This window comes from Paenibacillus sp. FSL W7-1332 (assembly GCF_037969785.1).
Taxonomy (GTDB): domain Bacteria; phylum Bacillota; class Bacilli; order Paenibacillales; family Paenibacillaceae; genus Paenibacillus_AQ.
This window is the reverse complement of sequence record NZ_CP150209.1, coordinates 2,949,039-2,970,991: the sequence shown is the minus strand read 5'-3', so window position 1 is coordinate 2,970,991 and position 21,953 is coordinate 2,949,039. Positions and strand designations below refer to the sequence as shown.

At 49.4% G+C, this 21,953-nt stretch carries 21 protein-coding genes; 7 read left to right on the top strand and 14 right to left on the bottom strand.

Features of this window, described 5'->3' with window-relative positions:
* The first annotated feature begins 24 nt into the window (after nt 1–24).
* Nucleotides 25–1,476 carry a PLP-dependent aminotransferase family protein gene (locus MKX98_RS13250; protein ID WP_220685691.1) on the top strand — a complete coding sequence of 484 codons (1,452 nt, stop codon included), beginning with the start codon at nt 25–27 and terminating at the stop codon, nt 1,474–1,476.
* Nucleotides 1,477–1,569: 93 nt separating this feature from the next.
* On the opposite strand, the gene MKX98_RS13245 is transcribed toward MKX98_RS13250, so the two are convergent.
* The 5 genes from MKX98_RS13245 to MKX98_RS13225 form a co-directional block, all read right to left on the bottom strand.
* Entirely contained in the window at nt 1,570–2,673 is a 1,104-nt protein-coding gene (locus MKX98_RS13245) for an ABC transporter permease (RefSeq protein WP_220685692.1), read from the bottom strand.
* On the bottom strand, nt 2,673–3,953 hold the full coding sequence (locus MKX98_RS13240) for an ABC transporter permease (RefSeq protein WP_339223359.1): 1,281 nt from the start codon (nt 3,951–3,953) through the stop codon (nt 2,673–2,675). The genes MKX98_RS13245 and MKX98_RS13240 overlap by 1 nt, the downstream gene beginning before the upstream one ends.
* Nucleotides 3,954–3,969: 16 nt before the next feature.
* Nucleotides 3,970–4,902, bottom strand: a complete 933-nt coding sequence (locus MKX98_RS13235) for an ABC transporter ATP-binding protein (protein ID WP_339224427.1) — start codon at nt 4,900–4,902, stop codon at nt 3,970–3,972.
* A 189-nt stretch (nt 4,903–5,091) separates the two neighbouring features.
* Nucleotides 5,092–5,724, bottom strand: coding sequence for a response regulator transcription factor (locus tag MKX98_RS13230; RefSeq protein ID WP_194545147.1), 633 nt, complete (start codon nt 5,722–5,724; stop codon nt 5,092–5,094).
* On the bottom strand, nt 5,721–6,899 hold the full coding sequence (locus tag MKX98_RS13225; protein WP_339223357.1) for a histidine kinase: 1,179 nt from the start codon (nt 6,897–6,899) through the stop codon (nt 5,721–5,723). Before MKX98_RS13225 ends, MKX98_RS13230 begins: the two co-directional genes overlap by 4 nt.
* 474 nt (nt 6,900–7,373) lie before the next feature.
* Between MKX98_RS13225 and qoxA the strand changes: the two genes are divergently transcribed.
* The 4 genes from qoxA to qoxD all read left to right on the top strand — a co-directional run bounded on the left by qoxA (nt 7,374) and on the right by qoxD (nt 11,267).
* Nucleotides 7,374–8,378, top strand: a complete 1,005-nt coding sequence (gene qoxA, locus MKX98_RS13220) for a cytochrome aa3 quinol oxidase subunit II (RefSeq protein ID WP_339223355.1) — start codon at nt 7,374–7,376, stop codon at nt 8,376–8,378.
* Between the two features lie 63 nt (nt 8,379–8,441).
* The gene (gene qoxB, locus MKX98_RS13215) at nt 8,442–10,385 is read left to right on the top strand and encodes a cytochrome aa3 quinol oxidase subunit I (RefSeq protein WP_339223353.1); all 1,944 of its coding nucleotides are present in this window, start codon (nt 8,442–8,444) and stop codon (nt 10,383–10,385) included.
* On the top strand, nt 10,382–10,978 hold the full coding sequence (gene qoxC / locus MKX98_RS13210) for a cytochrome aa3 quinol oxidase subunit III (RefSeq protein WP_194542147.1): 597 nt from the start codon (nt 10,382–10,384) through the stop codon (nt 10,976–10,978). Before qoxB ends, qoxC begins: the two co-directional genes overlap by 4 nt.
* Before the next feature lies 1 nt (nt 10,979).
* Nucleotides 10,980–11,267 carry a cytochrome aa3 quinol oxidase subunit IV gene (qoxD, locus tag MKX98_RS13205; protein WP_194542146.1) on the top strand — a complete coding sequence of 96 codons (288 nt, stop codon included), beginning with the start codon at nt 10,980–10,982 and terminating at the stop codon, nt 11,265–11,267.
* 170 nt (nt 11,268–11,437) lie between these two features.
* Here the strand turns inward: qoxD and MKX98_RS13200 are convergent, their stop codons facing one another.
* The 6 genes from MKX98_RS13200 to MKX98_RS13175 form a co-directional block, all read right to left on the bottom strand.
* On the bottom strand, nt 11,438–12,607 hold the full coding sequence (locus tag MKX98_RS13200; protein WP_339224424.1) for a cell wall-binding repeat-containing protein: 1,170 nt from the start codon (nt 12,605–12,607) through the stop codon (nt 11,438–11,440).
* A gap of 79 nt (nt 12,608–12,686) precedes the next feature.
* Entirely contained in the window at nt 12,687–13,937 is a 1,251-nt protein-coding gene (locus tag MKX98_RS13195) for an oligoribonuclease (protein WP_220685696.1), read from the bottom strand.
* Between the two features lie 172 nt (nt 13,938–14,109).
* On the bottom strand, nt 14,110–14,448 hold the full coding sequence (locus MKX98_RS13190; protein WP_071224335.1) for an antibiotic biosynthesis monooxygenase: 339 nt from the start codon (nt 14,446–14,448) through the stop codon (nt 14,110–14,112).
* Nucleotides 14,449–14,595: 147 nt separating this feature from the next.
* Entirely contained in the window at nt 14,596–14,901 is a 306-nt protein-coding gene (locus MKX98_RS13185) for a rhodanese-like domain-containing protein (protein ID WP_233354824.1), read from the bottom strand.
* A gap of 206 nt (nt 14,902–15,107) precedes the next feature.
* Entirely contained in the window at nt 15,108–16,106 is a 999-nt protein-coding gene (gene bioB / locus MKX98_RS13180; RefSeq protein ID WP_339223349.1) for a biotin synthase BioB, read from the bottom strand.
* A 197-nt stretch (nt 16,107–16,303) separates the two neighbouring features.
* Nucleotides 16,304–18,229, bottom strand: coding sequence for an LTA synthase family protein (locus MKX98_RS13175; protein WP_339223346.1), 1,926 nt, complete (start codon nt 18,227–18,229; stop codon nt 16,304–16,306).
* Nucleotides 18,230–18,407: 178 nt separating this feature from the next.
* Between MKX98_RS13175 and MKX98_RS13170 the strand changes: the two genes are divergently transcribed.
* Entirely contained in the window at nt 18,408–19,325 is a 918-nt protein-coding gene (locus tag MKX98_RS13170) for an NAD-dependent epimerase/dehydratase family protein (RefSeq protein ID WP_194542141.1), read from the top strand.
* Between the two features lie 117 nt (nt 19,326–19,442).
* Here MKX98_RS13170 and MKX98_RS13165 read toward each other — a convergent pair whose 3' ends face one another.
* Nucleotides 19,443–20,510, bottom strand: a complete 1,068-nt coding sequence (locus MKX98_RS13165) for a glycosyltransferase family 4 protein (RefSeq protein WP_339223344.1) — start codon at nt 20,508–20,510, stop codon at nt 19,443–19,445.
* A 15-nt stretch (nt 20,511–20,525) separates the two neighbouring features.
* Nucleotides 20,526–20,861: a hypothetical protein gene (locus MKX98_RS13160; protein WP_071224341.1), complete on the bottom strand. Its 336-nt coding sequence runs from the start codon at nt 20,859–20,861 to the stop codon at nt 20,526–20,528.
* Nucleotides 20,862–21,049: 188 nt separating this feature from the next.
* Here MKX98_RS13160 and MKX98_RS13155 point away from each other — a divergent pair, with 188 nt between their 5' ends.
* Complete coding sequence (locus MKX98_RS13155) at nt 21,050–21,676, top strand: DUF1796 family putative cysteine peptidase (RefSeq protein WP_339223341.1); 627 nt, start codon at nt 21,050–21,052, stop codon at nt 21,674–21,676.
* Between the two features lie 101 nt (nt 21,677–21,777).
* On the opposite strand, the gene MKX98_RS13150 is transcribed toward MKX98_RS13155, so the two are convergent.
* Nucleotides 21,778–21,942 (bottom strand): hypothetical protein, encoded by a 165-nt coding sequence (locus MKX98_RS13150; protein ID WP_194542138.1) that lies wholly within the window; start codon nt 21,940–21,942, stop codon nt 21,778–21,780.
* Between the last annotated feature and the right edge of the window lie 11 nt (nt 21,943–21,953).

Genomic DNA, 21,953 nt, shown 5'->3' with positions numbered 1-21,953 from the left:
ATGAAAGCAGGTTTACTTATACTTATGGCTGAAGAATGGAAATTAAATAAGTACTCCGATGTGCCGCTTCATCGGCAAATTTATGATGATATCAAGAGCAGAATCATGAACGGGGAATGGCCGGTCGGAACCCGAATTCCCACGCAGCGAGAGCTAGCTGCCAAATATCAAGTTAACCGCAGCACCATTGTGTATGCGCTCGGGGAGCTCGCTGCAGACGGTTTAATTGAATCCCGCGTGGGACAAGGCACGGTGATTATCAACAATACTTGGAGTTTACTTGCTGCCACTCCTCCGCCTGATTGGAATCAATATGTAAAATCCGGCTCCTATCAGCCCAATATCCAGATGATCCAGCAAATCAATCGTGCGGAAACCGATTCGAACATGATTCGTCTCGGAACAGGCGAGCTCTCGCCCGATCTCCTCCCGACCGACCAAATACGGGAGACGTTTAACGGCAGGATGTCCAGCCGTTTCACCTTGGGCTACTCGGAACCGAAAGGGAGCCTATATTTAAGAGAAATCATCAGTGAGCATCTGAAAAAGAAAGGAATTATAGCCTCCCCTGCTTCCATACTCATCGTTTCCGGCGGGCTGCAAGGCTTACAGCTGATCTCGCTGGGACTGCTGCATCACGGCTCCTCCATGTTGGTGGAGAATCCCTCTTACCTGAACTCGATCCATGTGTTTCAATCCGCCGGCATGCATTTGCACGGCATCCCTATGGATGAGAACGGGATCCGAACGGAAGCCATCGGGAGACTCAAGCGCCAACACAGGGCTGCCCTGCTGTATACCATCCCTGCCTTTCATAACCCAACCGGCACCCTGATGTCTTCTGACAGGCGGGCAGAGCTGCTTCGGATATGCACTCAGGAAAGGTTGCCCTTAATCGAAGATGACGTGTATGGGGATTTATGGTTCGATACCCCCTCGCCACCTCCGCTGAAGGCTTCGGATAAACAAGGTCTGGTGCTCTATATGGGCAGCATGTCCAAGACCCTGGGTCCCGGGCTGCGCATCGGGTGGATCGCCGGGCCTGAGCCGGTCATCGACCGGCTGTCCGACATCAAAATGCAAACCGATTACGGCTCCAGCTCACTATCCCAGCATGCCGTCGCGGAATGGCTCTCCAGCGGGTTATATGAGAATCATCTCGATCATATACGGTCAGCGCTTAGGAAACGCCGAGATTTTACCCTATCGTTACTTGAGCAACATTTCCTCGATATCGCACACTGGAATATCCCTCAAGGCGGATTCTATATTTGGCTTCGTATCAAGAATCCCCTCTCTATTCGGCCTTTATTTGAGCAGGCGCTGAAGGAGAGTATTTTGCTTAATCCCGGAAATATATATGACCGTAACGACCAGCAGCATCTGCGCCTATCCTATGCATACGCCTCGTACGATCAGCTGAAGAGCGGGCTTATCCGGCTGGCAAAGCTTATCCGCCTTCATGCGTTGTCATGAAAAAAAGGGCTCTCCCGAGGACTTTGATCCTTTGGGAAGGCCCTTTCCTTTTGTCAGTGTGCCCGCTTCATTTCACTAATCCATACCCGTAACCTACACATGACGCCGCTCCATCAAATTAATGCCTATGCCCATGCACAACACCCCGATGAGCAGCAATTTGGTAATCGGGATCCAGAGATCCGCGATGCCATAACCGTACACAGCGATTCCCGTCAATGCTTTCATAGCATGCGTCAGCGGAATGACTTCCGCGAGGCCAAGCAGAATCGGATTCGTGATTGTGCCTGGCGGCATATATACCCCGCTGATGAGCGGCATGATCGGAATGATGGACGGAAACAACGTCCCAAATTGCTCAGGCGACTGCAATATGCCAACAAAGAGCATGGATAAAGCGACGATGGTCAGTGTGTAGATCACAGTGACTAGCAGCAGCAAGCCGTATTGGTCGCCTAGGTCGAAGCCGAAACCATACCGAAAGATAAGCAGCACCAGGATGATCTGCAAGATGCCGATCACAGAGCTGTATAGCAGGTGACCCATATACATCTCTGTTTTTCGGACAGGAGACAGTATCAGCCGATTCCATACGCCGGAGGCTTTATCCTTCGTAATCGTATTTACCTTAAAACCAATGGTAAACATGACCAGGAATAACGAAAATCCGAACATCAGCTGAAGTCCCATATCATGAGAAACGAGTTCTCCCCCACCCTGCGACTCGGATTGGAGACGCAAGGGTGGTTTCTCCATATAAGCATGCACGTGCTCGCGAAATTTCGTTTCATCTTGCAGGTTCGCCGCTGCGGCCCGAAGCTGCCGCTCTCGTTCATAAACCGTACGGAGATGCTGATCAGCTAACTGGGCATATGGGTTATCCATTGCGGCTATGATGCGATAATCGTCCGAGACCAGCTTCACGGCGAGATCTGCGCGTCCCTCGCGCACTTTCTTTCTTGCCGTCTGTTCATCCTCCATTCGAAATTCGAACGTATCGTTTTGATTCAGCCATTCGATCCACTTGGCTTCGGACTCATCAACCGCCCCGTCTGCGGTGAAGATGTCAATCTTGATCTTGCTATCAGCCTTCCCTCCGAACATCAGCGTGGCCAATATGCTCAGACCGATGAACATGATGATCATCCATGGATTCCGCTTTTCTTTCATCCATTGCGATAATAAGATGGGCGCCATCAGATCCGCCCCCTTCGTGGAAAAATCCATAAACTCGCAGCTAGAATAACGATGAAGAACACCCCTTGGTACAGGATCGGCAGCCATAGTTCTTGAAACGGACTGCCCTGTATCCACTGAATCATGGACATTAAGGCCAAGCCGTTGGGGGTTACGCTGCCAATGCTCATCAGCCAATCCGGCAAAATATAGATCGGCACCAGATTCCCTCCGATAACGCCAAGCACAAGAAGCAGTATGAATGAAATGCCGGTTGCGACATCCGTGTCCTTCATTCGGAAGAGCATGGCCGTATAAAGCGCAGATAACGCCGCAACCGTTAGACACATCATGAAGATAATGAAGGTCAAACCGATCCAGAAGATCAGGGATTTCCCCGGAAAAAGCTGAAACAGAAAATGCGAGACGATCAGCAGGACCGCAGATTGCAGCAGAGACATGCAGAAGGTCGACCCAACCTTACCGGACAAGTAGCGAAATGGATGGGTTCCGGCAAGAAGCAGACGCATAAACACCATCTCTCGCTTTTCTGTGATCGATTTGGACGCCGTCGTTGTGGAAACGGACAGCGCAAAGAATATACTGACCGCCAGGGCGTAATATTGGAACGAGGTGATCATGTCCACACCTTCAATTTGTTCCAATCCCCCGACAGGACTGTTCGCCAGCGCAAGCTCGCCCTCACCCTTGCTTTCCTGTTCTTCCATTCCGCTGTCCAGCGCAGCTTGATAATTAACGGCACCCAAAAATCCATCCAGCATATTTTGCAGAACATTCACTTTCATTGAATTCTCTAGCGCCGTCAAAGTCAGCACCGCACCGTCCCCCTCATGCAGGAGCAGCTTGTTAAGCGCAGCCAGCGTATACCCCTCAGGAACTGTTAGGACGGCCTCCACCTTCTCTTCCTTCAGCTGTACCTGGGCAGTCTGGTCATCCAAAGCAGCAACTTGAAGAAATTCCTCCACATCTTCGCTGCCGAACATATTCATTAATAAGGCTTCCGGTTGGAAATTCGCAGCTGCCTTACTCAATTCGTTCTGCTCTTCCGTACTGATTGACAAACTCTTTAGACTTTCCTGAAAGGCATGGACTCCCTCTTCATGCCGGTCCTTCACGACCAATGCAACTCTCATCTCAAGGGATTCATTCGAATTCTCTACCCAATTCGGCAAGGCAAATCCAAGAATTAGGATTAACACTAATGGCATAAACAAAGCAATCAGCATCTCTTTCCGGTCTCTCCAATAGACGAGAAAGTCTTTTTTGAAAAATACGCCCAAGCGGCTGTCCCTCCCCTCAATCCCGAAGCTTGCGGCCGGTCAAATGAAGAAATACATCCTCGAGACTTGGCGACTGGATATGAATATTCTGAATCTGCACCTCATGGCGTTCGGCAGCCTGCACAATACCGGACAGAATGCAACTGTTCTTCATGACAATGAGCTTCAGCCCATGATCCGTCTCCTCAACCTGCCTAACACTTTCTAAGGAGCGAAGCTCCTCGGCCAGCTCCGGATTCGGGCGATTCAGCTGGATGATCAGCGTATCCTCACCGGACAAGATGTGCTGCAGCTCCTCCTTAGTACCCGAAGCGATAATCCGCCCGTGATCCATGATGTACATCCGGCTGCACAGCTGCTCCACCTCTTCCATGTAATGGCTTGTGTACAGTACCGTTGTCCCTTTGTCCCGGTTTAATCGCCGGACCGTTTCAAGAATATGATTGCGGGATTGCGGATCAATGCCCACGGTCGGTTCATCCATGATGACGATTTGCGGATCATGCAACAGAGCAGCTGCAATATTGATCCTTCTCTTCATGCCTCCGGAATAGGTTCGAATTAACTCCTTCTGGCGATCCCGAAGACCGACCGTCTCAAGCAGCTCCTGAATTTTGATCTCCAGTTCCTTTCCGTTCAATCCATATACGCGCCCAAAAAATTTAAGGTTTTCATACGAGGTCAATTCCTCATACAAGGCAATTTCCTGAGGCACCACGCCTAATACGGTGCGAATGTCCTGCGGATGCTTGAGCACGCTTTTGCCGTTCAGGCGCACATCGCCGCCCGTCGGTTTCAGCAAGGATGATATCATGGAGATTGTTGTCGATTTCCCGGCGCCGTTCGGACCGATCAATCCGACGGATTCTCCCCGGTCCAGATACAGGCTGACTTCCTCCACAGCAATCTTGCCCTTAAACACTTTTCGAAGTTCTACGGTTTCCAGCATCATGTCCCCCCATTCTCGATATGAACCCTAACGTGCCTTGTTGCCCTTCGTTCATATCGTCCTCCACTGCTACAAGTGTATATGCAAAAAGGCAGTGCCATCACTGCCCTCGGTCATTGCTTTGATTCCGAACCATGACTTCAGTCATGTTAGGTTCGGATTTAACGGGATATCGTCCTCTCTCGCGAATCAAACCACATTGTGCCGTATAGCATAAATCGCCAGCTGTGTCCGGTCTCTTAGATCAAGTTTGTCCATAATCTGGCTGACGTGATTCTTGATCGTTCCGATTGACAAACCCAGCTCGTCTGCGATTTCGCGGTTGCTGCGCCCTTCCCCTACCAGACGCATGATGGACAGCTCCCGCGGGGTAATCGAAGCATCAACGACGGGTGCTTTCTTATCTCCCAGCAGTTTGGGGATCACCTTGGCCGCCACATCCTCCTGGAGCGACAATCCACCGCTCAAGCAGCTTCGAATCGAGCGGATCAAAGCCTCCGGCTCCGCCTCCTTCAGCATGTATCCGCTTGCCCCGCTCTTTAGCGCCTCGACCGCATACTGATCGTCGTTAAACGTCGTCAGCATCAGCACTTTTGTCTTCGGCCAGCGTGAACGTATGATGCGGGCAGCCTCCAAACCGTTCATCTCCGGCATTCGGATATCGAGTACGACGACATCAAAGGTATGGCTTTCGCATAAAGCCACAGCCTCTTTGCCGTTACCTGCTTCACCGGCAACCAGCATATCCGAATCGCTTTCGATCATCATCTTCAGACCTTGACGAACCATGGCCTGATCCTCTGCCAATAATATACGTATCAGCGGACTCCCTCCTCTATTAACTTGGACATGAATAACGTTCCGCGAACGATAAATTGGTTGTCGTACTGGGAGATTTGAAGCTCGCCCCCAGCCTCTTCCATTCGCTCTCGCATCGCTTTTAAACCATAGCCCTCCCGGTGTATATCGCGTTTCCGGTGATACGGATTGCTTACCTCAAAACGGAAAATGCCGCCTCCCGGCGCTTCAAAAATGATATACACTTCTCGCATGCTCCCATGCTTCATCGCATTGGTCATGGCTTCCTGAACCGCACGGTATACCGCAATGGATTGGATATTGTTTAAAGGTACGGTTAGGGCTCCATGCCGCGCCGTTAGCGTTACGCGCATAAAGCTCTCGGATTCCAACCGCCGGAGAAGCCCAATGATCGCGGGCAATCCGCTGGTCTCCTGCTGCTTCATGGATTTCACCGCATTCCTGGTCTCCTCCAGACTTTCCTTGGCAAGGGCTTTAAGCCCCTTCAGAACCTCGGCGGTTTCCCCGTCTGCCTGCATCCGGTGCATCTCAAGCTGCATGAGCAGTGCCGTTAATTTATGCCCGACGGAGTCATGGATATCGCGACCCACTTGAGCCCGCTCCTCTTGCCTGGCATGCTGCTCATCGGTAATCAGGCGACGTTTCAAATTACGATACTCACTGAGCAGCGTTTCATATCGCACTCTTGACTCTTCATTACGGGAGAAGACGGTGCGAAATAAGGCCAGCCCCATCGCGAGCATAACCGAGTATAAAACGAGGAAGAACCACGGAAACTCGGGGTATCCGAACAAACCCGGCACCATGGCACCTGCAGCCAGAACAAGACCAATGCAGGCAGCATGAACGAACGGGAGCCGATACACGGCTTTTCCCGCCAGGATGGAATAAACCAGCAGAATGTACGGGTTCGTTGCAGTCGTATTGGTCGGCCATAAGGAGATAACGGAAAATACCGACGCTACGAGCAGTGTGACAAATAGCATTGCAGGTCTGGCACGGAATAATGGCGCCAAAAAAAAGGCCATGAAAAAAATGGCGCTGCTCCCCAACCTCCAAGGCAACTGATCCGGATTAACATGCTGGAGCACAGGGGCGAAGGCACCCAGCCAGCTCAAAACAAGAAATAAAAACCATATCCAGAACGACCGCACTTGCTCCCCTCTCTTTCCTATCAAGAGTTTCACAATTTCCAGAAAAAAATCCCGTTCCAATTTTTAGTTATATCATATCACATGCCTCGTCGCGCCTTTTGGTGAAATAAGTAAACTGGAAATAAAAATTCGCTTCGAATTTATTGTGAAAAAATATACATACACCTTTAAACCCTTACCAATACAGGGATTTATTCGGCAGGCTTAGGGGTCGATTGCGGCTAAAAACAGGCCCGGAATTGTGACGAAACTGGTAACTCTCGTGAATGTTTGAACAAAGTATGAACTGCTCCAAAACCGCGCCACTACAATGATTTGGCTCACAGCCGTACCCTTTTGTAACAAATTGAACACATAAAATTACATACATTGACACGAATGTGGATTTATATGTAAATTATACAAGTTTATGTGTTTTGCAAAGCCGACCGGAACTTTCTACTATAGATGTGTCAGTAACATTGAATCGAACGAACGTTTCAAGGAAAGGGGTACATCATGAACAAAAGAGGGCCGTTATTTGCATTGTTATTATGCTTTACCTTGCTCTTATCGGGATGCAGCTCGCTCACGGTATTAGATCCGAAAGGACCGGCTGCCAGAACCCTATCCGATACAATCATATTCTCCATTCTCATGATGGTCGGAATTCTAGCGGTAGTTTACGCGCTCTATATCTACATGCTCACCAAATATCGAGCCAAGAAATCCAACGAAGGTTACGAGCCGCCTCATGAAGAGGGCAACAAATGGCTGGAAATTCTGTGGACCGCCATTCCGATTCTGATCGTTGCCGTGCTCTCGGTCGTAACGGTCAAAACGACGGTGGCCGTCGAGAATGTGCCTGAAGGCTACGAGAACCAAGAGCCTCTGGTTATTTACGCTTCCTCCTCGAACTGGAAATGGCACTTCAGTTATCCGGAAGAAGGAATCGAGACTGTCAATTACGTGAACATTCCGACCAATCGTCCAATCGAGTTCAGACTGTATTCATTCGGTCCGATCACAAGCTTCTGGATTCCTCAGCTTCACGGACAGAAGTACGCGATGAGCGACATGATCACCAAGCTGAACATGGTTGCCGACGTACCGGGTTCGATGATGGGCCGTAACGCGAACTTCAACGGCGAAGGCTTTGCCCATATGGAGTTCGAAGCTCTTGCCATGACCTCTGCCGAGTACGATGAGTGGGTTAAAGATGTAAAGGACACCGCGCCTGAACTGAAGGAAGATGAGTTCAAGAAGCTTCTGGATACCGCGCATGTCGGTCGGATGACTTTCTCCAATACGCATCTGGAATTCAGTCCGCCGCCATCCGAAGATCATCACCATGGCGGCGATGTCAACGGTAATGAGGAGCATCAGGACCATAAAGACGTCCACCCGGATCCTGCAACAACGGAAGAAACGGAATTTGACAGCGAAACCAACGTGGATCCGAACGAACCGCTGCCGAACTTCCCGGCTGAAGAAAGCCCAAATCATCAACATGAAAGACATTAAATCGGTGCGTGAAACGTTGTTCACCCGATCTACTTCATACATCCAGAAAGGAGCTAGGCCTTTATGAAATGGGACGAATTTTTCGTTACCGGTGATCCGTTAATTTACGGCGCCATGGTGAGTATCGTGCTCGTCTCGCTCGCAATCCTCTTCGGTTTGACCTATTACAAGAAGTGGGGTTACATGTGGCGGGAATGGCTGACGACCGTGGATCACAAAAGAATTGGTGTCATGTACATCATCTGTGCATTGATCATGCTGTTCCGCGGAGGCGTGGACGCGATCATGATGCGTGCGCAAACCGCCGCACCGGAGATGAAGTTTCTGACCGGTCAGCATTATAATGAAGTATTCACGACTCACGGGGTCATCATGATCCTCTTTATGGCCATGCCGTTTATTTTCGGTCTGATGAACGTCATCGTTCCGCTCCAGATCGGCGCCCGTGACGTAGCATTCCCTAAACTGAACGCAATCAGCTTCTGGTTGTTCTTTGCCGGCGCGATGCTGTTCAACATTTCCTTCGTTATCGGAGGTTCGCCGGATGCCGGCTGGTCCGCTTACTTCCCGCTGGCCAGTATCGAATTCAGTCCGACGGTCGGCAATAACTACTACTCTCTGTCGCTTCAAATCTCAGGGATTGGTACGTTGCTGACAGGTCTTAACTTTATCGTAACGATACTGAAGATGCGTGCTCCGGGCATGACCTTGATGCGCATGCCGATGTTTACGTGGTCTGTATTGATCACTTGTGTCATCATTATCTTTGCTTTCCCTGTACTTACGATTGCGCTCCTGCTTATGATGTTCGACCGCATCTTTGGTTCCCAATTCTTCACGATGGCGAACGGCGGTATGGATATGCTATGGGCCAACCTGTTCTGGGTATGGGGTCATCCTGAGGTGTATATCGTTATTCTGCCGGCATTCGGTATTTTCAGTGAGATTATCTCGGCCTTCTCCAAAAAGAACTTGTACGGTTATAGCTCCATGGTATTAAGCATGGCGATTATTTCCGGATTGTCCTTCCTGGTATGGGCCCACCATTTCTACACGATGGGTCAAGGGGCCATGGTCAACGGTTTCTTCTCCATCACAACGATGGCGATCGCCGTACCGACCGGAATCAAAATATTTAACTGGCTCTTTACGCTTCGCAAGGGTCGAATCAGCTTTACGACGCCGATGCTCTACTCGCTTGCCTTTATCCCGATCTTCACGATCGGCGGCGTAACCGGCGTTATGCTGGCGATGGCCAGTGCCGACTATCAGTATCACAATACGATGTTCCTGGTTGCCCACTTCCACTATGTGCTCATTCCAGGCGCGGTATTCGCCGTCATTGCCGGTTTCCATTACTGGTTCCCTAAAGTGTTCGGCTTCCGTCTGAACGAAAAGCTGGGCAAAATCGCATTCTGGTTCATTGCCATCTCATTTAACGTAACGTTCTTCCCGATGTTCTTCCTGGGATTGATGGGGATGACCCGTCGTACGTACACCTATTCGGCCGAAACCGGCTTTGGCCCGCTGAATATGCTGTCGATGGTCGGCGCAATTGGACTGGCGATCGGATTCATCATTCTGGTATACAACATCTACTGGAGTACACGTTACGAGCCGCGCGACAAAACAGGAGATCCATGGGATGCACGCGCACTGGAATGGTCAACGCCAAGTCCGGTTCCTGTATACAACTTTGCGGTAACACCGAAAGTCAAGGGCCGCGACGCCTTCTGGTTCTCGAAGAAAAACAACGAGCCGCTTTCGGATGAGAAAATCACGAAGATTCATATGCCAAGCAACACTGGTAAACCGTTTATACTGGGTATCGCCTTCTTCTTCCTTGGCTTCTTCCTGGTATTCAGCTGGTGGGTTCCATCCATCGTTGCGGGTATCGCGGTATTGATTATTTTGGCAACCATGTCCTTCGACCGTGATCACGGATATTACATTCCGGTTGATGAGATTGTTCAAACCGAACAGAAACTGCGGGGTGATACGGTATGAAAATAGATGCCACTCAGCCGCTGGAATATGGAACAGAGGAAAACCGTAATCGAATATTTGGCTTCTGGCTGTTCCTCGGAGCTGAAATTGCGCTCTTTGCCACCTTGTTTACCGTCTACTTCGTTCTCGTGAACCGCTTTGCCAGCGGTCCGAGCGGAGCGGAAATCTTTGAAATTACGCCGGTCCTGCTTGAAACGTTCCTGCTCTTAACGAGCAGTTTCACCATCGGTTTGGCTGTTCATGCGATGCGTCTGGGACTGAAAAAGCAGATGATGATCTTCATGGTCATCACCCTGCTGCTGGGTGCGGGATTCCTCGGAATCGAGATCTTCGAATTCTTCACCTATGTGCATGAAGGAGTAACGCTCTCAACCAGCGCCTTCTCCTCCAGCTTGTTCACATTGCTTGGCACGCATGGAGCTCACGTTACCTTCGGTCTCCTGTGGGGAGCTGCCATTCTGATTCAACTTAAAAAGCATGGACTGGATCATTCCACAGCCAACAAGTCCTTCATCTTCTCGCTCTACTGGCACTTCCTGGACGTTGTGTGGATCTTCATTTTCAGCTTTGTATACTTGAAAGGACTGATGTGACATGATAAAACAGCTGTTTCCAATTAAGCATGTAGCGGGTTATATATCGTCTCTCGTCCTTTCAGCAGTTGCACTCGTCGTTCTGCTGGATATGCCGGCAGCTTCGAAAATGGCCGTTCTGCTGGTGACCGCTATCCTGCAGGCAGCCGTTCAGCTCATGCTGTTCATGCACGTCGGGGAAAGTGATGACAAAAAATCCGTTTACATCAACATTGCCTTCGCTCTGTTCGTTGGCCTTGTCACGATTTTCGGAACGCTGTTCATCTTCGTATGGGGCTGGTATGCTTAATCCTGCGAATATCTCTGAATTTGCAACGTAACGATGAATGTTCGCAGCCTGAACATATATCATCCCATATCATAGAGGGTATCCCAAAAGATGTTAGATCTGGCGGGATGCCCTCTTTTTCTGTTTTACGACGCAGCGTGTACGAATCGATATGACAATAGGAGGATCCATTAGTTATGTCCAGACTCCATATCCAAAATCTCATCAAGCTCGCCCTGAAGCTTCTTGGTCAGTGTCTGTTCGTCACCAATGATCCAGGCGTGATTGTACGGAGCCTCCCCATTGGACGCAGCAAGTTGACGGCGGATCGATTCAACATACTTCGTAATGGAGCGTGGCACCCCGTCTCGCTCCGTAAACAATAAAGGGGCATGCTTACCCATATGGGACAATGGAGCGGCTGCAATGGACAATACGGGCGAATCCGGCGTCGAGAACGAGAGACTGTATCCCGGCGATTGAACGCCCCAACCGAAGCCTGTTACGGGATCATTAAACTGCGCGAAATGAACGGCATTCTCGAATGGGTCATCCCCGGATATTCGCGTCACCTTACCATATTGCCTCAGCTCGTCCTCTACTGCCCGGGATACCACCTTTTCCGGACCGATGATATAGATATTCGCTTTCCCTTTCCGCTTATGAAGCGCCTGTGCCGTTTCTTCAGGGACATTCTTCTCGCCAACATACAGCATTGTTTCCGGCATATGGGCAATCCAGCTCACCGCTGGGAGCGTATAATCCGGACGGTCCATCGATCCGACAATAACCGAGGTGGGTACAGATCCGGATACCTTAGCAGCATATTCATCAATCGCGGCTGCAGCTCCTTCAGGTTCCCCGGCAGCAATGTGATCAAGCTTGTATTCAAGCCCGTTCAGCTCCTTCATCACCTGATCCGAGATTGGTCCGACGGTGATAATCTCAATGCCCTTGTTATGCTCCGCTCCCCTTGGCTTCAACCGCCGCAGCTCTTCCAGCGTTTCCTTGGGAATCCCCTCTTCTTCCACAAACAGCAGCGGCCCTTCGCTAAGCTGCGTCAGATCGACGCTCACAGCCGCTATGGACCATTGAGCCGCATCCACCAGAATCACCGTCTGCGGACGACTGTGCTCATTCGTGGACTGCCACAGCGTCTTGGAGGTCAATACGGCCGCATTTACAGGATCGGATGTATTCAATCGAATGGTGTTCTTCGTAGCGGACCATGGTACAGGGACATCCTTCAGCAGCTCTTTGCTGTGAACAGCCGAGGGGATGGAGGGTTCGGAATGACTTTGAGTCTGACTCCATGCGAGGATGCCTGCCGTTAACAGGGCAAGAGCCCAGCCAGCGATCATTTTTTTCACCGTATATTCCTCCTGTCTCACAATGAAGTCTCTCTAGGACTGATCTACTCCACTCTTGATGCTGTTTAATCTACAGATCTTCCATTAACTTCTCCTCGTCCATATCCAGCGGCAGGCCTGGACGATCATTGGTTCGGTTTCGCACCCATTGCTCCTTCAGCATCTTCACAAACACGTCATCCCGGGACAGCCAGACGCCATACTGCCGCTTCATGTGCCGCTCCGCCTCCTCGAACGATCTGAACCGGAATGGGAGAGGTTCCCCGTTCCACTCGACAATCCATTCACCGGCGTTGGCATAAACAAACAGCAGATCCTCGCCCCAGCTTTCGTATAACACGCCGGACTCCGCGCCCTTAATGTTGAACTGATTCCGCGAAGCATCGAACCGGATCGGTTCCAGCTCGAACGGTTCAGCAGCAAATAACTGATACACTTCCTCCGTGATCGTGCACCCCGCTGCTTTGGGATGACCGCCTCCCCCGTACCGCATCGCCACATCGGACACGTCCACGTGATCATGAATCGTGCGAAGGCTCATTTTCCTTCCCCCCATGTTCAAGATAGCAATGTAATCAAGGTGGGGATACGTCGTTCCCAGTTCGCTGGCAAGTTCAGAGTGATAGGATTCGGCATATACGATGCCTACGCAATGCTCCCCCACGAAGGTCTGGATGAGCTCTCGCTGCTTGCGGCGGATGTAACGATCGATTTTATTCTCTTCCATGTCCAATATTTTTTCTTCAAACTCATCAAAGAAGAAGCCCCCTTGCTCCCGCAGACGCTGCGTCATCTTGCTCTCAAACTCGTCAAGGGACAACATATAGAACAAATCGTTCAGGCGTTTAGCCTCAACCTTCTGGTTCTCTTCCCATTCCCACGTATCATAGAGGCGAACCAGCTCTACGAATTCATCCAGCGCTTCACTTCTGCCCAGATGTCCATGCTCGATTAAATATTCATAGAATAACGAGGTTGCCGATGCCAAGCGGCCGTCCCGATGCGTGACGTCCACTTGCCCCCAGCTATATTCATTCAAGTGAAGAGCCGTTTTATGGTGATCGATAAGCTGCACCTGCCCTCCCTCTTCAACAAACACGTTCAGTTCCTTCTCCATATCCGGAGCGACCGACAAATCCGTAATAAACAACACATCATACGGATTATCCTGCAAGGAAGTCCGGTTCAGATACCTTGCGACTTGTTGATTCAATCCGTGAATGGAGTTGTAACGGACATCAATTCCTTCGCCGAAAGCGCATTTGGCGATAATGCCGCAACCGACACCATCCAGATCATTATGGCTGTACAGATGATACATAGGTGACTTCCTCCAAACAGTAGGTTGAATGTATAGCTGATCCAAGTCTTTCATCCCTTTACAGTTCCCTAAAATCTGCCGTTTTAACCCCCTGTCAGCCCTACCCGATGGTACAATGTAACAAAAAAAAGAAGCGGCTTTAACAGCCGCTTCTTTCTGGATAATGAAATTATTATGCCTGTTGAACAGGTCTCGGTCCTTTGGTTGCCATAACCTCATACATGCCGTGGCTGGAGCTGATCACATGCTCAGGCTGCGGCTTGCCGCGGTTATCACGATGTCCTTGAATATGCGCGGGACTGGTCTCCCAGCGTTTCCACGCCTCTTTGGATTCCCAGCGAATCATAACGATAACCTCTTCCGTTTCGTCGGTACGCTTTGCATTCTTGACAAGGACATTCAGATCAATGAAACCTTCAATTTCTTCTATGGGTCCGGGCTTGCTGAAACGCTCTACAACCAGATTGGATGTGCCTGCCTTAACAATAATCGTTTTCGTCTCGATCAACATATTCAACGAACACTCCCTTAGCGAAAATAACCGTAATATGAACGATATTCTTTCATTCTAAATGATAACGATTATCATTGTCAAATTTGATCCCCTTACCCGAAAAACAAAAAATCTGACCAGCAAAGTCTGCTGATCAGATCGTCATTAATTCAGTGAAACGTGCTGCATGGAATTGCAAGCTGTGCAATCCTCCTGTAAATAAAAAAGCGAAGTAAAGCCGGCCTTCTTCAGCTTGCGCGCAGCCAGGATTCCATCCGAACGCTTGGGCGTTACAATGACCACGGAGTCATCGGGTTTCAGCTCCTGCTCCCACACATAAGGCAACCTTCCGAGAGAGATGTTAATCGTCTCTTTCCGCGGACAAGCCATATAATCGGACACATCACGTACATCGAGCACTTTCAGATTCGGACATTCCTTCTGGGCCTGTCGAAGATCACTGCACTTCATGAACCGCAAGCCAGATATAGGTACATACCTTCGGTAATATAAACTGAGTATAAATATAATCAGAGCGGCAGATGCAATCAGCACAAAGCATTCCCCCATCATTGTCATGTGCATCGACTTGATGCTTGGTGAGCATGGAACTTTCAACTTCCATCCCCTACCCCTACGGGTATATAGTATGTGCTTCATGCCTAAATGTCAATACATCATGACAGAGCGCATTCCTCAATTTCAAACCCTAGGTCTTCAATCAATCCCCAGTCTGCGTTATGGGCCTGGCCTTCTGTTGTTAAATAATCGCCGATGAAGATCGAATTGGCCGCATATAATCCCAACGGCTGCAAGGAGCGCAGATTCACTTCACGTCCCCCTGCAATCCGAATCTCCTTCGTAGGGTTAACAAACCGCATCATGGCAAGAATCTTCAAGCACATCATCGGGGTCAATTCTTTACGCCCTTCAAGAGGAGTGCCTTCAATCGCATTCAGAAAATTGCAAGGAATCGAATCGGCTCCAAGCGACTTCAGAGCAAACGCAATCTCCACCCGTTCTTCCAGGCTCTCGCCCATTCCGAAAATGGCTCCGGAACAAGGGGACATTCCGGAAGAGCTTGCCTGCTTCACGGTATCTAAGCGGTCATCGTATGTATGCGTGGTCGTAATCTGTTCATAGTTATCTTTGGAAGTATTCAGATTGTGGTTATATCGATGCACGCCGGCATCAGCGAGCTTGCGCGCATGATCCTCATTCAAAAAGCCCAGACAACAGCACACCTTCAGCTGAGTCGTCTGTGTAATCTCCTTCACCGCTGCGACTACATGATCTATCTCCCGATTGGAAGGACGACGACCGGAAGCAACGATGCAATAGGTTCCCGCCTTCCGGCGAATCGACTCACGCGCGCCTTCGAGAATTTTGTCTTTGGTAAGCCATGCGTATTTATCAATAGGGGCTTCCGACACGATGGACTGGGAGCAGTATCCGCAATCTTCAGGACACAGACCGGATTTTGCGTTAACGATCATGTTCAGCTTAACCTTGTTCCCATAATACTCGCGGCGGATTCGATATGCAGCCTGCATAACCGTCAGCAGTTCCTGATCCTCGCTGTTGAGAATGGCCAAAGCCTCAATCGGCGTTATTTCATGCCCTCGCACAACGTGATCAGCCAGCTTCGCCCAATTATAATGGATTTGAGTCGTCATATCTCTATTCTCCCTCTCCGTTTGAATGTAAACCATTTTAAATCATGATTAGGTTAACAATAAGAGTAATAATAGCATAGATGACAAAACCGTGACAATCCTTCATGGCAGCTTTTACAAAAAAAAAGGATTGCTTCATCCATGCCTGCTTCGGCTTGATGAAACAATCCTCTTCCTCGTTAATTATTCATTGAGCTTTATGGCGCTCGCTTGGGCAGCATTTTCACATATTCATCGGACAGCTTCATTAACTGCAGAATATAGTCATAATCGCCGCGGTACGGCGTGATGTCCGTGACGGGCTCGAGCGTCTTCAGTGAAACCGCCGTGCCATCCTCAAATCCGTCACCGGGAACGAACAGAATGTCATTATTAAAGAAAGAGCCTGTCGGCAAATAATATCTCATCCCGATTACATTGCGGTCCACATTCAGCAGGTCATGCCCAAATGCGTTAAAGCCTTCATCGTCAAGCGATACGCCTAAAAGGTTAGCGACGGTTGGCAGAATATCGACCTGCCCCCCTACCTGCTCGATGACCTTTCCTTCCTTCATGCCAGGTACATGAATGACAAGCGGGATATTAAATCGGCTGACCCGCTCATGGTAAGGAATGCCCAGCGTTGAAGAGATCATCTCGGCGTCGGCTTCTGCCGGATTGATGCCGAAGTGATCCCCGTACACCACCAATACGGTATCATCCCACAATCCGTTCTGCTTCAGACGGTCAACCAGAGTACCGAGTGCATAATCCGAATAATTCACCGACTTCAGGTAATTCCCCAGATGGGTCCCTTCCAGTTCAGCCGGCAGAGTGATCTTCGCAAATTCATCCTTCACATGATATGGCGAATGGTTGGATACCGTGATGTAATGGGCATAGGTAGGCTTGTTCTGCTGTTGATTCTCCAGCAGCTTATCCACGCCGACACGGAACAGCTCTTCATCGGAAGGTCCAAACTCATTGAAGTTATCATTCGTGAAGTAGGGCTTGTCGTAATAATGCTGAAAATCAAGCGCAGGGTACATTTTGCTTCGATCCCAGAACTTCACGTCATTCACGTGGAATGTCGTCGTAACATAACCGTGCTTGTTCAAGAGCCGCGGCAGACTTGGCAGCTCTTTATTCCCGAATCCGGTGGACATCGCCACCGTTCCGGTCGGATAAATCGATGTATTGACCGCAAATTCGGCATCCGAAGTGTTGCCTTGCCCGATCTGTTGGAAGACATGCGGGAAATACAGGCCGCCATCTGCGAGCTGGTTCATCACCGGTGTCAGCTCCTGGCCATTCAAGGACTGACCAACCGGAAAATTCTGCAGCGATTCCATCTGAACGATGATCAGATTTTTGCCTTTGGCAGCGCCGTAGTAGTCCGGCTTGTCCTTTGCTTCCTTAACGTAAGGATAAGTCGCCAGGAGCTGCTGGGAGCGCAGAATCGTGTCTTGCAGACTCCCTTCGGCCAGCGCACGGTTCTCCTGCGATATCCGGATCACGGAGGAAACCTGGTAATTCATGAATCCCATTTGCTCCGCTCGCACGATTTCATTCTCGATTCCCCATTCTTTACGGATGATAAGTCCGGACAGAACACCCGCAATGACCAGCACAACCATCATGGATATGCGCCACTTCATGCCAGGCCTGCGCGAATAGGAAACAGAATAACTGGAACGGACTCCACCAAAATGCAATCCTCCTCGGGTGCGGGAACGAATTTTTCGAACCGCCCATATGATCAACAGGACCAGCAGGTCCAGGAAGAAGAGAAAGTGCTCCGGCTCTAACAAAGCCGTAATGCTGGCTCTTACCTGGTTTACTTGCCCGATCCCCGCAAGCGCGGTATATGTCGGTATGGACCCGAAATGAACGTTATAAACAGCGGACGCAAACATGATGAACGATAATACGACATTTAGGATCACATAGACCATCTTTTTGCCTCTTTCCGGCAGGAGCAGCTCCAGAAAGCTAATCAGCGCCAGCAGGGATAGCGCGTCGGTGAGCACCTTCCCCCATATGACCCCATTAAACAGAAACACTCTTAGAAGGATCAGCTTCAATAAGAGCGTCAAAAAAACGAGTATGCATAATCTCAACCTTTGTTCAAGGTAGCGTTCCATTTTCCATTCCCTCTTTTGTGTAAAAATAATGTTAAATTGCAGCTTCCATTATAACAGGAATGTAAACGTCAATCTAATCTGCCCATTCCTTCGCCCTCCCTGTCAATTGTCCAATGCATGATCCTTACGTATCACGTAGGATAAAGCATCCCAAACAAAAGGCTGGAGGGTATAAGACATGAAGATGGTTGTAACCGGCGGAGCAGGCTTTATCGGCTCCCACCTGGTGAACGGACTCGTGAATCAAGGCTATGAAGTCCATGTGATTGATAACCTCACAACCGGAGATCCAGGTCGCCTTCACAGCGAGGCGATTTTACATGTAACCGATGTAAACAGCCAGCAGACAACGGCGTATATCTCCGTGCTGAAGCCGGACGTTGTGTTCCACTTGGCCGCACAGGCCGATGTGCAGCGGTCGATCAAAGAGCCTCAACTTGATGCGGATGCGAATGTAATGGGCACCATCAATGTACTTGAAGCTTGCCGCAAGGCTGGAGTCCGTAAGATTGTGTTTGCATCGACTTCTGGCGTATATGGAGATCTGGAGAAATCTCAGCTGACGGAGGATGATCCGGTTAATCCAATCTCCTTCTATGCCCTATCCAAGGTGGCAGGCGAGCAATATATCCGCTTATACCACCGTTTCTTCGGCCTGCAGTACACCATTCTTCGTTATGGGAATGTCTACGGTCCGGGTCAGACTGCGAAGGGGGAAGGCGGTGTTGTGGCGGTATTTGGTGACCGTCTGCGTCAAGGTGCTCCGTTTCATATATTCGGCAATGGCGAGCAAACCCGGGACTTCATTTATGTCAAGGATGTGGTTGAAGCAAACCTCGCCTCCATTCAACACGGGGACGAGAGCGTTCTACATGTTAGCACCGGCACCGGCCATACCGTCAATTCACTCGTCGATCACATCAGCAGACTGCATCCTGACCGCATTGATGTTCACTATTTGCCCGCGAAGAACGGCGATATTCTGCACAGCTGCCTGAATAATGAGAGGACCCGGGCATTGCTGCAGTGGAGTCCGTTATTTAGCCTGGAAGAAGGCATGGAAGAAACCTACCGCCACTGGCTTCGCACATCCTGATTCGGCCAATGAACGCCAGGAGACAGTAGAAGAATGAACATAGAAAACAGCCTGATTCCTCGCTCAACTGGAGGAATCAGGCTGTTTTTTTCGCTCTGAAATTTTGGATCACGGGAATTACAACCCTATCGATTGAAGCAGGCCGGCAAAATTCATCGCATAGATATGCGGATTGAAATGTTGCTCGACATGTCTCATCGCCTGGTCTCGAATCTGTTCACGAAGAACAGGTTCCTTCATGAGTTCAAGCGCTTCGGTAACGGCATGGTCAATGTTTCCGAGCACATAAAACTTGCCTGAGTAGTTATGATGAACCGAGGTGGATACCCCATCCGAATCGGTTGTCAGCACCGGGCAGCGGCAGCTCATCGCCTCAAGCACCGCATAAGGTGCTCCCTCTACCTTGGAAGTGCAGCACAGAAATCCGCCTGAGTCTCCAATAATTGAATAGTAATAAGGCATCTCGGCATTAGGCACGTTGGACCGAAGGGTTAAACGATCCGACAGGCCTAATTCATCAATGAGTAATAGGAATTGCTCCCTTTCTGCCGGCTGGCTGAGCTCACTATCCTCAAACATCCACATTTGGAGATCAGGAACATGCTCCTTAAGCGCATGCCCGACATGAAGAAACTCTCGCCAATTCTTGTTATCCTCGATCCGTCCAAGCCATGCCATTACAGGGCTTGAGGGTCTCGGATAAGAATGGTACGTGAACCGTTGACTATCAAAACAATTGTTGAAATGAAACTGCGGCTTATGCGGATACAGCTCCTGGAACAGAGCGGCAATATGCGGGGTATTGGGATTGAGCAGCGCGTCAGCATATTCATTCACATATGGAACTGCCTGTGAAAGCTGCGCATGGGCAACGCTCTTGGGTCCATACCCTTGAATCTCCAGCACGAATTTCCCTTTGAACCCCAGCATTCGAAAGCGCGGGAAACTGGCGTGATCCGTCGTAACGACGATGACGTCAAAATTATTCGAATCCAAGATGTGCTTGATCTCGATGTCATTGCGGGTGACGTAGATGGGGAAGTCCGCAGCATTCTGCATGCCGGACCCCCAGTTATAATACAGGCAATGCGCCTCGATTCCGGCTAGTCGCAGTGCACGGCATCGCTGTCTGTTTAATGTCTCGACCCCCCCGCTCGGCACATAGTAGACGAACAGCACCTTCATGTCGCACCCCTCCCCTTATTCAATCACTTGAAAATCAGAATGTGAGTAAACGGCCACAAGCTGTCCTTCATTCTTGGCATGTAAGGTAACCAGCGTAGTGAACGCGTAGTTAATATTGGTCACAAGCAGAAGGCTGAATGCCATATTATGGTTCGTGATATTGGGAACATTCACTGTATTTCCAACTGCGACATGAGTCAGTCCGACATAATAGACTCCATGGGGGTGGTATCCATGTATGAGGACATCAAAATCTTCAGTTCCTGCATTGGTAATCGTTAGATCCACCGACTGGATATACCGCGCATCAATTTGACCATATTCCACTGCATCTAAACGAAAGATGGACATTTCATTCCCTCCTGGCTATGGCAGCATCATTAATATCAGGTTATGTAACTACCTCTTCGCGTGTAAGGGCATATCCATAGTGACGATCATCCATTTGTGAGTTACTTGATCCCTGGTCCAAGCCAATTCTTTCAAATTCGCATTTAATATAATGTAAGCACATCTAAAGAAAGGATCGGTGACAAGGGATGTTGAGCCTCCAAGATATCAAAGGCCCCTACCATGCGATATTCAGTTTGGGAAACAACTGTTTGCCGGGTATTGAGCTAAGAGAACACGGTTTGCGCAGATTTGCCGGACCTATCGATTGGATGGGTACTCCGGTGCTGCCTCAAATATCAAGAATGCTTCGCAATCGGTTTGAAGGCATGCTGGTGTATTCCAACTTACTCATGGTTAATCAGGCTAGTGAAGAGCTGTATAATATCTGGGATCAAGAATACGACCTCTATCTTAACCATGATTTTTATGTGCATAACAATTTCCCTCCCGATCTGCTGGGATATCCGGATGTTAAGATTAAATATGATCGTAGAATTGCCAGATTTCTGCAGACGTTGGGAAGCGGGGGCCGCATTCTGTTTATCCGAACCGATTCCAGTCGCGAGGATATTAAGGAATTGGTAGATTCTTTGAAACAAATATGCTACGGACCTTTCCATGTGCTCGCCGTCAATCATGAACCTGTCCAGGAAATAGAAATGTTGGATTGGAACTTAGAGCACGTTTGCGCTGTAAAAATGCCGAATGTCGATATCTGGTTCAGCAACCGCTTTCGCTGGAGTTTTCTGTTCCAAGGCATGTATTTGATCTAACTTCATAACACGAGATTCGGTTCGAATCATCACATGTTCTCTTCTCCATACGACAATGGCAGACCAATATTAAAACTTGGTCTGCCATTTGACATAGGTTCTTAAACATAGTTTACCGGTTCATCCGGGAGCTTGTAATCTTTCGGAAGTGACTGAAATATTCGGTTCCAAATAACATAATCGACCAACACGTCCGGAGTGGATCTTTGATTGACAAAAATCCTGTTGTACAAATCACTCATTACGTTAAAGGCTTGCTGATTCATAAGCTACTCAC